Source organism: Parapedobacter luteus (genome assembly GCF_900168055.1).
In the GTDB taxonomy this organism is placed as follows: domain Bacteria; phylum Bacteroidota; class Bacteroidia; order Sphingobacteriales; family Sphingobacteriaceae; genus Parapedobacter; species Parapedobacter luteus.
Genome location: NZ_FUYS01000001.1, coordinates 416424 through 429196, shown reverse-complemented (window position 1 = coordinate 429196; position 12773 = coordinate 416424). Strand labels below are relative to the sequence as shown.

9 protein-coding genes are annotated in these 12773 nt (G+C 49.5%); all 9 read right to left on the bottom strand.

Annotation, left to right across the window (positions count from 1 at the left end; all coding sequences use genetic code 11):
- Positions 1-76: 76 nt before the first annotated feature.
- Complete coding sequence (locus tag B5X72_RS01745; protein ID WP_079715073.1) at positions 77-1057, bottom strand: FecR family protein; 981 nt, start codon at positions 1055-1057, stop codon at positions 77-79.
- Between the two features lie 77 nt (positions 1058-1134).
- A complete protein-coding gene (locus tag B5X72_RS01740; protein ID WP_079715072.1) occupies positions 1135-1734 on the bottom strand; it encodes an RNA polymerase sigma factor in 600 nt (199 codons plus the stop codon).
- Between the two features lie 41 nt (positions 1735-1775).
- Entirely contained in the window at positions 1776-2699 is a 924-nt protein-coding gene (locus B5X72_RS01735) for a glycerophosphodiester phosphodiesterase family protein (RefSeq protein WP_245826774.1), read from the bottom strand.
- A 73-nt stretch (positions 2700-2772) separates the two neighbouring features.
- Positions 2773-4518 carry a RagB/SusD family nutrient uptake outer membrane protein gene (locus B5X72_RS01730; RefSeq protein ID WP_079715071.1) on the bottom strand — a complete coding sequence of 582 codons (1746 nt, stop codon included), beginning with the start codon at positions 4516-4518 and terminating at the stop codon, positions 2773-2775.
- A 19-nt stretch (positions 4519-4537) separates the two neighbouring features.
- Entirely contained in the window at positions 4538-8029 is a 3492-nt protein-coding gene (locus B5X72_RS01725; protein WP_176146056.1) for a SusC/RagA family TonB-linked outer membrane protein, read from the bottom strand.
- Between the two features lie 243 nt (positions 8030-8272).
- Complete coding sequence (locus B5X72_RS01720) at positions 8273-9280, bottom strand: FecR family protein (protein ID WP_079715069.1); 1008 nt, start codon at positions 9278-9280, stop codon at positions 8273-8275.
- 69 nt (positions 9281-9349) lie between these two features.
- Positions 9350-9964: a sigma-70 family RNA polymerase sigma factor gene (locus B5X72_RS01715; RefSeq protein WP_079715068.1), complete on the bottom strand. Its 615-nt coding sequence runs from the start codon at positions 9962-9964 to the stop codon at positions 9350-9352.
- Between the two features lie 165 nt (positions 9965-10129).
- Positions 10130-11104, bottom strand: coding sequence for a phosphatidylinositol-specific phospholipase C (locus B5X72_RS01710; RefSeq protein WP_245826773.1), 975 nt, complete (start codon positions 11102-11104; stop codon positions 10130-10132).
- A 90-nt stretch (positions 11105-11194) separates the two neighbouring features.
- Positions 11195-12760, bottom strand: a complete 1566-nt coding sequence (locus B5X72_RS01705; protein WP_079715384.1) for a RagB/SusD family nutrient uptake outer membrane protein — start codon at positions 12758-12760, stop codon at positions 11195-11197.
- Positions 12761-12773: the final 13 nt, after the last annotated feature.

The window sequence follows — 12773 nt, the reverse complement described above, 5'->3', positions numbered from 1 at the left end:
AGTCTCTTGATTTAGCGGTCTGTTGACTGGCAGCAAACTTTTGGGGGGCATTGCCCCCTTTTTAATTAGTGGATAGTTAGTATATCGTTATTTCATTTCCTTGCCTCCTATAATTAGTTTGGTGAATATCACAGATGAGCCGCATGGTTTCATCAAGCGGAGTTTGTTGCAGAATAGTCATGGTATAACGAAAGTGCGAAGCCTCGGGCAATCGGGTCTGCAACGTCACACCGAAACGGTGTTGCATGACTAAGGCCAACTCGGCAAACGTTGCATTATCCAGCAATGTACGCCCTTCCATCCAGCTTCCCGCATCGGCTGCAAAGCGATCGTCTGCCTGGAAGGCTTTCCCTTCTTTATGGTATTTCAGACCATGGCCGGCGGCAACCGTATCGAGCTGGATACCGTTTTGTGCAGAAACCGATACTTGTCCGGTCTTAACGTGTACACTGACGTAGTCCAGCTCCGGGTAACTCTTTACGTTGAACGACGTACCTAATACCTCGGTACTTACAGCGCCCGAATGTACGATGAAAGGATTATCCGGATTTTTCGTCACCTCGAAAAAGGCTTCGCCATGGTCGATGACTAATTCCCGGTGTTGCTCGAAGTGTCGGCTGGAGTAATGGATTTGAGTACTGGCATTCAGCCATATCACTGACTGATCGGGCAAGACCACACGCTTCATTCTGCCAGCATCAGTGCGTATGGTGTCAAATGATGGCGGCAGGTCAGCGCTTAACTCCTGAAGGTTTTCAAGTCGCTCGTGCGGGCGCCATATCCACCAAGCAGCCATGAGCATCAGCAGTACAGCTGCGGCTACTTTGGGAAACCAACCATAAAGCCGGGTTGTCCGTCGTGGCGGTTTTATGTGCGTTTGGAGGCGATTTGCAAGCGCCTGGTGTATACGGTCTACCTTTTCTTCATCACGAAGCGGTTCGATATCCTGCCCGTACCCGAATGAATCAAACCATTCATCTACTTGCTTCCGCTGATCCTTATCCAACTTGTCGTGGAGGTAATCCCGCAACAGTCGCTTAAATTGTTTCTTGTCCACAGACGTTACTTTTCGCGTGTTTATAGGGAATACAAGTCGACCAGCCCTAAGTACCTTAATTTTGCAAGAAGAATAGGTTAATTGTTTGTTAAGACCGCGACAGCTATGATCAATCCTGCAAGCTCTTCGTCCGAAAACTTTTTAAGCAGTGATCTACGCAGCCTATGGGAGGCTTCTGTGAGATGATTCTTTACAGTCTGCTCAGCGATGTGTAGTTTTTGGGCTATTTCTTGGATAGAACGATTATCGCTCCGCATCAAAAAAACAGCCCGCATGGTGTCCGGTAACTGTTCCACCTGTTCGTCAAGAAAGCGTTCCAGTTCGAGGTAACGGCTCGGCTGGTAGGCCGACTCTTCAACGACCGCCTCCATGCGGTGCATGACGCGTTGCAAGGCTTCAGCTTTTGCCCGCTGGGAGGTATAGTGATTGATAACCCTGTTTTTGACGGCCTTAAGCAGGTAGTATTCAATATATTCCGGCGTCAGCGTAAGTTTATCCCGCTTATCCCATACTTGCATGAACACTTCCTGCACAATGTCCTGCGCGAGCTCCTCGTCTTGCAGGCGACGGTAGGCTACCGCATAGAGGAATTTCCAATAACGCTCAAACAATACCGTGTAGGCATGTGCATCTCCCTGGCCTAAGCGGCTAAGTAATATGGCGTCTATTGCTTCCATCGCTTCGGAAGCAAAGCTACGATGCGAATGTTAAGTGGCGGTTAATTTTGCAAAGCTTCCGCCACTTCAGTGGGTAGATCGGATTCCAGCACGGTAGCGCCATCTTCCCTAATCTGCCGATAGGCTTTGGCGCGCTCCTCGACAGTCTCCATTTTGTCGTACTTCGGTGCAGCCGATATCATACAACGGATACCCTTGCTGTGGAGCACGCGATAAAGCGCTTGGTTGGATGCTTTGATTTCAGGGCCGATATATGCGATCATTTGGGAAGTGGGTATCCCCACACGTTCGTAAGCCAATAAAGCAGCTGGCGTCGTTACAAACGCAGAAAACATACGCTGTGGGTTGTCATCATAGAAAAACTTGGCATCTTCAGCGTTATGCACGGTGACCATCACAAATGCATCGGCATGGTATCGGCGAATGATATCGGCTGTCATGGCCAAAGGAACGTCCTTTTTGTCGAGGTTGAGTACCGTTTTTCCCCTTGCCCACTGAATCATTTCAGCCAAGGTTGAAATGCGATAAGGCGTAATACGCCCCTCTCGGTCTTTCAGACGCAATTTTTTCAGCTCTTGCCAGGTGTAGTCTGCTACGTTACCGGTGCCGTTGGTTGTCCGATCGAGCGTTGCATCATGCAGTACCACTATCATACTATCCTTGGTGAGCCGGGGATCAATCTCGAATATAGCTGGCGTATGCGCTAACACATATTCCATGCCCGCGATGGAGTTTTCGGGCATCCCCCCTTCAATGGTGCCGCGGTGACCGGAGATAATCGGTGCAGCGTCTTGGCGATAAGCAAAAAAGGCATGCAACTCCGCTGAGGTAGAAAATTCGAGATAATGTGGCCGTAGCCGTTCATCATCGCTTTTCTGGCCGCAGGCACAGCCGGTGATCATACCCAAGCCCGTCAGGAGCATGTGTAGCCCTGGCAGCAAGTAGATTTTATTTAATAGATGCATCGTTGTAAATTTAAAACAAAAATCGCGAAACTGCTTTGGCATGAAACTGCGAAGCAGTTTCGCTAGCAAAGCCCTACCAGTCCGGGTTTTGCGACAAATTGGAATTATCGGTAATGGCTGATGTAGGGATAGGACGAAGGTATTTCTTATCCTCCCAGTTTCGCACCACATGATATATGAGGTTACCGTGTGTTCCGTCTGTCAACGTAAACCTATCGGACAAGACAACATTATAGTAGTTGATTCCTGCCAAGGGAGCCGCGGAAACGACCACATCATACGTACCGTCTGCATTCAAATCAAGGGGTTGACCCAGCGCCGGAACATATAATCCATGCCACGGTCTGGTTAGCAACTCACCCAGCTTCCACCGCATGATATCGTCATAACGCAAGCTTTCGAGCACCAACTCTATCCCTCGCTCCCTTCTCACTTCCAATATCCATTTATCGTTGGTCTGATTTAAGTAATAGGCTTGCAGGTATGGGTCATAGGTCTCCGGGGCACTTCCATCGACACCAGCTCGTTCGCGCAACGGCCTTATTGTGGTATTCCAGACACTTTCATCCATTTGGCCAAGCTCGGCCATCGCTTCGGCATAGTTAAGCAATACTTCGGCGTATCGCAATATGGGCAGCGAATTATAGCTATTCGCACTCCCATCATGGCGATCGTGATCCAAGCTCCACTTTATGGGGTGATAGCCCGTCAGTGTAACAGCGAAGTTGGGTGCCACAGGCGTGCCGGCTACGCCACCGACCGTCCGGGTATAGCCCGCCGTCCTGATGGTTTGCTTCAGCCGATAATCCCTGTTGTGTACCTCGTCATCAAACACCATACGATCATAATCGGGTTGGTCCGTGAAACGTGATCCATCCAAGTATAGGTAAGTATTGATGAATTGCTTAGTCAAGGATGTCCTCGCAGCAGCCGAACCGGAGTTGTAATGCCACGTGGCACTATGCCAACGGGACAACGCATCATTAAAATTATTTGCCAACAGCACTTCCATACTGTTGATGGTTTCACTGGTGAATAAGCTACGATATTGTGATTCCAAATTAGCGGATGAGTTGACTAAGGTATATACGCCTGCATCCATCAGCGTCCTGGCAGCTACGGCAGCTTCCTGCAGTAAACCATCGGCAGTGGCCGTTAAGCCGAGTTCAGTATGGTATTTGCGGTAGGTACCTTCAAAAAGCGCTACCCTGCTTTTGAACGCCAAGGCTACCCACCTCGTGATGTTGGACGCACTGGCGTCCTTTGTAGCCACGCAATGGGTAGCGGCATACCTAAGGTCCTCCAGGACTTTCGCCATGACAAATTCGCGCGCGTCCCTTCCCTTATACAATGTTTCGTCGGCTGGATCTAATGCATGCTCATACCATGGCACATCACCGAATGTGCGAACTTTATCATAATAAAACCACGCCCTCCAAAATCGCCCCACACCTTCGTAGTGCTGCCTGATTTCATCGCTTACTTCAGCCCTGTCAATATGATCAAGAAAATAATTGATGTTTCGCAGGTCCTGCCAATTGCCAACACCCCACCCCCCTTGGTCGTCCGCAGTCCATGCGCCGGTAAGGTATACCGTGGATGCATTCGTGGCAGCGATATCCGAAAAATTATCGCCAAAAACGATGGCATCCCAGGCCGGAATCATCCGCTGGATGAAACCATTGGCATACAGTTCGAGGTCTGCTTCTGTTTTGAAAAAGTTATCCGAATTGATCGAATCAAAGGGGTCTTTCTCCAATACCGAGGTACAGGAACTTGTCGCAACACAAACGGCAAGCATAGTTATTAGATGTCTCATGATAATACGTCTTCCTGATTTATAGTGTAATGTTCAAACCAACGGTCACGGTCTTCAGCATGGGGTAGCTATACCCATCGCCGTCAGCGCCCGCTGTACTCCTGAAATCCGCATCTCCAGGCTCGATAACTTCCGGATCGAAATTTTTCGTCACATTAAACAAATTTGAAAATGTGAATAGGTTTTCCCCAGTAGCATATAACTTTAGCCCCGCGAGGCCTAACTTCCCTGCAATTCGATTGGGCAAGGTGTAGCTGAGGGTGATGTTTTTGATCCGGAGATAAGAAACGTCTTGCAGATACCGGTCATTAGGCAAGGCCATCGTACCCACACTGTTTTGCGCGATGTAAGCCCGATACCGTGGCCAATAAGCGTTGGGATTGGGGTTTTCTTCCGACCACACATTATTGCCCATGTGGGCCTGTAACAGATAACTGTAAGGCCTATTGTACTGTCCCCAGAAATAAGCCGATTCCCTTGCGGGGTACCAATCGCGTTTGCCTACTCCCTGCAAGAATATACTGAAACCGATGTTATTCCAGTTGGCATCAAGGTTGAGGCCAAACTGATAACGTGGAGTTGTGTTTCCGATCACCTCCATGTCACCATGGTTGTCAAGGGTTTGGTTACCCCTATTAATGACTCCATCATTGTTTAGGTCAGCAAACTTTAAATCACCTGGTGCAGTGATGCGGCTATCCGTATTGTAGAAAAACGATTGGTCGGCGTGATTGTCAATTTCTTGCTGATTAAAAAACAAGCCTTCCACCCTGAATCCCCAGATATCGCCCAACTCCATCCCTTCGTAGTACGTAGTAATGAGTCCTGTAGCGTTGTAAAACTTGGTAATCCAGGAGCGGTTGTCCCAGAGCATCCCCCTAACACTCCAGTTGAATGGCTTTCCGGCGAGGCCGAACGAGTCCCGCCAACCTATAGACACTTCCCATCCTCGTGTCTTCATATCTGCATTGTTTCCTCTCGGCGCGGTAACGCCCAGCACTGCGGGAAGTGTCGGCCCTACCGTATACATATCGGTGGTGTATTTTTCGTAATAGTCAACGACCAGATCCAATCGGTTGTTCAATGCCGAAAAGTCAAGTCCCACGTCATAGGTGGTTACTTTTTCCCAGGTCAAACCTGTGGGGACAAGGTTAGGCGCTGACGTGTAGCTTTGCTGTGTTCCACCGATGAGCACTGAAGACCGGGAAATGCCCATCGTAGACAAGTAAGAATACGGTGCCACAAGACCATTGCCCAACGTGCCAAGCGATGCCCTGACTTTCAGGTTGGTCAACCAGGAAGCGTTTGCCAGAAATTCCTCATTGGAAAGCACCCATCCAGCCGATGCGGAAGGGAAGAACCCCCATTGCTGATCTTTTGGAAACTTGGATGTCCCGTCGTAGCGGCCGCTCAACTCCAGCAGGTATTTATTCTGGTAACCATAATTCGCCCGGAAGAAAGCGCCCAAGAACCCCCATTCATTGCCGCCGCTTGCTGTTGTGTAAAAAGTGCCATCCATCATCGAGAAGCTGGGCAAATCGGGATATAGCAATCCCCTTCTATACGTTTGCTGGGTTTTGTACAATCGCTCTTCGATATTACTGCCCAGCATCAATTTCAGGTCATGGGCACTTCCCAAGTTCGGGGTATAGTCCAACGTCAGGTTACCTGCGACATAGTTTTCATCATATCGCCAGTTTTCCAATGAGCTGAATGTATTTCTGGTACCCATGGCTTGAGGTCCCGTAAAAAAATTATACTGATTTTCCAAGCGGTCCCTAAAAGACGCTCCGGCGGCGTAGGTCAAGTCGCCACGTATGGTAAACACGTCTGGGATAGCTCGCAACTCGAAATTAGTCCGATTCCGCAGGTTGAGCCGATCATTATACTGGTACGATGTACCTTCCACAAATCCGGCCCAGCCGATGTAGACCGCGGTTTCTGTCCACGTCCCGTCCGGGTTCTTTTCTACGGTCACGGGATACGCCTGGTGCTCCATCTGTCGCTGAATAAGTTGCCGGTCATACATGACCATGGGCTGGTGGTATTTGATCTTTGTAACGTCTAGATTATTTCCGATTGTCAGCCATGGTTTTACTTTGATTTCGCCCTTCGCTCGGATGTTGTATTGCTTAAAATTTTCATTACCGGCATTGTATATGCCGTCCTGGTCATAGAACCTACCCGAAACGTAAAAATTCGCCCGGTCATTACCTCCGTATACACTCAGATTATGCTGCTGCGAAGTATGACTATCCTTGAATATTATCGAATGCCAGTCGGTACTACCGTAATAATCGTACAAACCGTCGGTACCGATGCCCACCGTTTCGGCATTAGGGTCTTGTGAACGTCTGCCCAACTCTTCATACCAAGCTCGGTCAAACCGGAACACGTTGTTTATCGCATTGGGGTCTACACCGCGGCTCCCGATATAAGCCTCCAAAAACTTGGTGGTCCAAAGGTAGCCGTCAGTGACCAATTCCGGCACCACGGTCCGGGAGTTAACCGAATAATTGCCATCATAAGTGATTTTTGTGCTTCCTTGATCGGCCTTCTTGGTGGTAATCAAAATGACTCCAAAAGCTCCACGGGCGCCATATACCGAAGCAGAAGAAGCATCTTTCAATACCGATATCGTTTCGATATCGGCTGGATTAACGTCAGTCATATTGCCTTCCGCACCATCTATTAACACCAATGCACTGCCTCCTGCACCAATACTGTTAGTCACCCCCCGAATGACGGGAACCGCTCCCCTTGAGGGTTTGCCGTCCGCAAAGGAGACATTTACTCCAGGAATCATTCCCTGTATTGACCGTACCACATTGGGCGTCACGCGGCCTTCCAAGTCTGCGGACGACAGCTGTGATACTGCTCCTGTTAAACTTTCTTTGCGTTGTGTTCCATATCCGACGACTATGACTTCATCCAGGTTGTCGAGCGAGGGTTGCAACGCAACATTGAGTTGCACGGATTGGCCTTCCTGAACCTCGATTTGCTCGTGCTTGGTCAAATAGGAAATATAGCTAATAGCTAACGTGTACGTGCCAGGAGCGATGTTAAAGGTATAATGACCATCGCCATCGGTTTGATAACTCCGATCATGCCCTACAATATTGATGTTAGCTCCGCCCAATGGCTGGCCTTCTGCATCGGACACGTTACCCGATATGCGCCCCGGCTGCTGCGGCGGCTGGTAGGTTACGACAATGTTCTTGCCAACCTGCTTGTATCGGGTATGTGTGCGTTGGGCTAGATCCTGCAACACCTCGTCAATGGTAGCCTCCTGTTGGATGGTTACTTTTTGGTTTTCGGGAATTGCCCCGTTATTATACACAAAACGATAATCGCTTTGCCGTTCGATCTCCTTGAAGACCTGCTGCAGCGTTTTGTTTCTTACCTGCAATGTTATCAAAGTCGTATGAAGCCCTTGCGCCTCTACCGGATGCGCCTGTATCATCGTACTGCCCAATGTGATGGCTAAGACAAACAGCGAACTGTATCTCATGATGATTAACGTATATTTTGTAAGGATATATGCATTCCTTTTCATTACTTTTGACAAATGATTAATGGGTTATTGTTCAACTCGTTTATCGTTGGGTGGTGCCCTACCGTTGTCCAGACCGCAGGCATCACCTCACCACATGGCCTTCCGGCACTTTGCCGGAGGCTTTTTTGCTTATGCTAAACCTGTCATCCGTACATGTCTTTCTATTTTGGTTAACTTAAACATTGACTGATACCTTACTCATTGCAAATACACTTGCTTGCCTTCCAAGGTGTAGGTAAACCCGGAGCTACTTTGCAATAGGTCTAACACCTTATTGATAGGCAGATTAACAAACTCACCGGTAAACCGGTAACGCTTCAACCGTTCGTTTCGGAACCGAACCTGGACGCCGTACCACCTTTCCAATAGTTGGGCAACCTCTTCAAACGACTGGTTTTGGAAGACCAACACGCCGTCTTTCCAGGCTGTCCATTCAGCCAATGCATTGACCCGATCGATGGCTGCGTCTCCGCTTTTTTTCTTGTACGTAAATCGCTCACTTGGGGAGAGTATTACTTGGGACCTTTCATCGGCCAACGAATCCGGGCGCTGACCAACCCGAACGGAACCCTCGGTCACCACGACGTGGATGGCGCTGTCGCCTTCCCGGGCGCGGACATTGAATGAAGTACCCACCACAGTGGTGTACAGTGGAGCTGTGCTGACGATAAATGGTTTGTCTGGATTCGGGGTCACTTCAAAAAATGCTTCACCAACCAGTTTTACCATGCGCACAGACTTATTGAAGCCATCGTCATACTGCAGGGTACTACCTCCATTGAGGTGGATGACTGAACCATCCGGCATGCGCACCTGCTTCTTTTGGCCATGTAATGCCGTGATTTCTTGTACAGCCAGCGTTTGCAATGCAGTTTCGTGATCGGATGGGGAGTTGTTCCTAAACAGGAAGAAACTAACCAAGACCAAGCATGCCGCTGCTACCCACTGCCACCACGGCCTGATGAGCCTCCGTGGCGGAGAAGGCGAAATACGCTCCATCACTTGGCGAATACGGCGGCGTCCATCGGCGTCTACCGGCATATCCTGGAAACGCTCGGTATCATCCCACCACCTTTGCATGGCACCATGGATTTCATCTTGCTTCGCTGCGTCACCCAAAAGCGCAAAAAAGGCCTTGCGTTCCTCGTCTGATAATTCCTCGGCGATATACCGCCGGAAGAGTTCATCGAACTGCTGCTTATTCATGTATGTTGATGACAACGCCAAACCCCGGGACGGGCTATCGGATTACATTAAGTTTATATGAAGTAATCGTTACGAAACAGGATGCAGCAATACGCCAAGCAACAGGAAGAAGACAAATTCATCCACCCACCGGCGTAGGGTGAGGTATGACTTGCCGAGCTGATGCTTTACGGTATGTGGGGAGATATTGAGGCTTTTGCTTATTTCTTCGGTAGTAAGTCCCTGCTCTATTTTCAACTTCAGGATTTCCCGCCGCCTGGGAGGCAACTGTTCAATGAAGGAAGCGAGTAGCCCTTGGTAGTCTTTCCACAAAATATCGTGTTCACCGTCGGCTTCCAGTGTAGCCAATGCCGCAAATTGTTCTTCCCGAAGATGCCTTGCCGCAATTTCCTTGAGGCTATTCAATGCCCTGTTACGACCGATGGTGTACATCCACGCCGCTATCGAATCGATTTCTCCAAGCATCGCCCTGGACTCCCAAAGCTTGATAAAGACATCTTGGGTAATCTCTTCGGCCAATTCAGCTGATTTGAGCAACTTCAGCACAAACTGGTAGATGCGCGCTTCGTACCGCACCATCAACGATTCCAAGGCTACAGGATTGTCCCTTGCGAGCTCAGCAAGCAGATAAGCATCAGGTGGTATGCCCGGTGTCGCCTTATGCATGGAATAAACCTGTTTCATCCCGTGCAAAAATAAGGCCGTGATGTTACCTCAATATTACCTTTGAAAATCTTGATACCGTGAGGGGAACAACGGTGAACGATAAAGTGATTGCTTATTTAATCGGCACCAGGGAGAGCACTGGTTGTATCCCCCTGATGCCGATAAGCCATGCGGCTTTATTGGTTAAAAATTGGTTTCATATATCGCCTTGGAAAGATCTTCATTGATGAAATCCGCCACGATAATTCCGAACTTAGCAGTTGATTGTGCGTTTAAGTAATCGTTTAACCTTGGGTTGACGTAGTCGGACACCGAAGTAATGTTGGGAATTCCTAAAATACTGCGATAGCCGCTACTGAAGTTGACATAAAGCACTTTATTCGCCGGATAACCGGTCGACTTTGTGATCTCAAGAAATTGAGAGACCCGCGACCATTTGTTTTGAGGGGTTGTTTGATACTCATCCTGTATTTCCAACTGGTAACCTGGCCGATTGATGGTAAACGTGGCGTTGTCTGCCCAGCCTGGGGTAGCTGCTATTCCAAGTGCTCCGCTATATCCGAATCGACGGAACAGTACAATCTTTCCACGGCTGTCGCCCAACGATGGAATCTCATCTTCCAAGTACCACAACGCCGGGTCTTGAGCTACATAGGCAAGAAACCGTTCCTCAAATGTGGTCGTATTATTTTCAGCAGTATGCTCAGGCTTGACACTCATGACAATCGTTTCAGACGGATGGGCCGCCAGAAAAGACTTACAAGCGTTGATCACATCGTCAAAATTAAGGTGCTGGTAGACGGCTCCATGGTGGATAGTAAAGGCATCATTAAAATGACGGCATCGAATATCCAGGAAACGGACACCGGCATTAAGCTGATCGCCGATGCTCAGGTTCTGCGTTTTGGCCGTGCCCGGAAACGGCTCATGCCGTGCTCCACTATCGTGTGTTCCGGGAATACTGAGGTGATGGAGCATCGATTGATCAGGCAATGCACCCATCCAATTGGACGAGCTGTAGGACAGTAGCAACGCGTCACTTAGGCCGGCTGCCAACGATTCGGCAGCAAGTTGTTCAGCTGGGGTGCCCCCCTTTTGGCAGGATGATGCGACCAAAAGAACGAGGTAACAGACAACAAGATTTGAAAAACGTTTCATAGCGATATAAATTAGTGGACAATAGATAAAACGTACAAACCGAAATGAAAAAGCCATGCTCCTTAATCGGGAACATGGCTCTGAACAATTTTACCACCCTTCGTTCTGGCTAATTCCGGAGTTGGTGATATCTGCCGGCGGGATCGGCCACACATGATGGATAGCCGGATTGAAATTGCGGGCCGGCCACACTTCCGTGACGGTGTATGGCGAATTGGGGTTGTCCCTATTCGCATGTTGCCTGCCGGTGGCTGGCTTGCTATACGCCTCCTGTGCATCACCCCAACGCACCAAATCGACATGACGGTCGGTGTATTCTGCGGCGAACTCCGAGCGCCGTTCGCGCTTCAGGTCGGCCAAGGTAGCTCCGGTAATCGATGGGAGTCCGGCGCGGTTCCGGATTTGGTTAATCGGCGCATCGGCATTCTGGTTCTGCATAATCAACGCCTCCGCCTTCATCAGCAGGATATCGGCATACCGCACCAAGGGCACGTTCAGGTTAGACGTGGGGTAATCCCCATTCGGATTGAGGTGGACCTCCTGCGGGAACCGGAAAGGCTGCATGTATTTGTTGAACTGGAATCCCGTCCACGAATTGGACGAATAGTATTGCCGCTCTTCCCCGAATAGGGTAAAGGTATCGCCAAACTCCAAGATGGTCGCCTTCTTGCGGTAATCGCCTTCCTCAAAGTGGTTGTACAACTCGAGCGTAGGGTGGAAATACCCCCAGCCGTTATACAGGCCATAGCCGGTGTTTTCAAACAACACAGCAGGCAGGATGCATCCACGTACATTGTTGGATACGACGGAGAAAATATACTCAGGAGAGAAATTATTTTCCACGTAAAATACGCTGGCGAAATCTTCCTGTGGATTGCCGGTGTTGATGAGGGCGCGCCCCGAGCCCGAACTGGTCACCATATCGCAATACCGTACCACTTCAGCCCACTTGCCGGCATCATAGCGTGCCCAGTGCAGGTACATCTTGGCCAAATAAGCATAGGCTGCATCCCGATGTGCACGCCCAAGATCATTCGCACCATAAGCGGTGACCAAGGGAAGCAATTCGGCTGCTGTAAGCAGATCCTGCTCCATCTGCTGGTAATTTTCGCTGACATGGGCTGGCCGGGTAAACCGTGCTTCATTCATATTCGCCTCGGTGACAATGGGCAAGCCCGCGCGGTGATCACCGTAATATTGGGTCAGGTAAAAATAAGCGTAGGCCCGCATGAAATAGGCTTCACCTAACACCCGGCGCTTCACCTCTTCGTTGATCGTCATATCCGGCACATTCACCAAAATGCTATTGGCACGCTGGATAATCTGGTAAAATTTCTTGTACATGCTGTTAATGCGGCTTTCATTGCCTGTCGCGACAAAGTCACGCGCGGCAGCCGAACCAGCATCCGTACGCCCTGTGACCATATCGTCGGACGCATTGACGAACCAAAATAGCCCCCGGCCGAACATGTTATCGTCGCCCCAATGCTCGTACAAACCGTTGGCTGCAGAAACCGCATCGGACTCCGTACTCCAATAGTTGCCGGATGTCACGCTCCCCTTAGGTGTCAAGTCCGTGAAGCTTTCAGAGCAAGCCTGTGCGGCAAGTACGATAAGCGCGGCACCTATTACCTTATTGATGATTATCTTTTTCATGATCTTCATTTAC

What these genes read in the sequence shown, in the direction of transcription:
- B5X72_RS01730 (WP_079715071.1), bottom strand. Translation starts at nt 4,518, where the DNA reads ATGAGACATCTAATAACTATGCTTGCCGTTTGTGTTGCGACAAGTTCC.
- B5X72_RS01715 (WP_079715068.1), bottom strand. Translation starts at nt 9,964, where the DNA reads ATGAAACAGGTTTATTCCATGCATAAGGCGACACCGGGCATACCACCT.
- B5X72_RS01740 (WP_079715072.1), bottom strand. Translation starts at nt 1,734, where the DNA reads ATGGAAGCAATAGACGCCATATTACTTAGCCGCTTAGGCCAGGGAGAT.
- B5X72_RS01720 (WP_079715069.1), bottom strand. Translation starts at nt 9,280, where the DNA reads ATGAATAAGCAGCAGTTCGATGAACTCTTCCGGCGGTATATCGCCGAG.
- B5X72_RS01705 (WP_079715384.1), bottom strand. Translation starts at nt 12,760, where the DNA reads ATGAAAAAGATAATCATCAATAAGGTAATAGGTGCCGCGCTTATCGTA.
- B5X72_RS01710 (WP_245826773.1), bottom strand. Translation starts at nt 11,104, where the DNA reads ATGAAACGTTTTTCAAATCTTGTTGTCTGTTACCTCGTTCTTTTGGTC.
- B5X72_RS01735 (WP_245826774.1), bottom strand. Translation starts at nt 2,699, where the DNA reads ATGCATCTATTAAATAAAATCTACTTGCTGCCAGGGCTACACATGCTC.
- B5X72_RS01725 (WP_176146056.1), bottom strand. Translation starts at nt 8,029, where the DNA reads ATGAGATACAGTTCGCTGTTTGTCTTAGCCATCACATTGGGCAGTACG.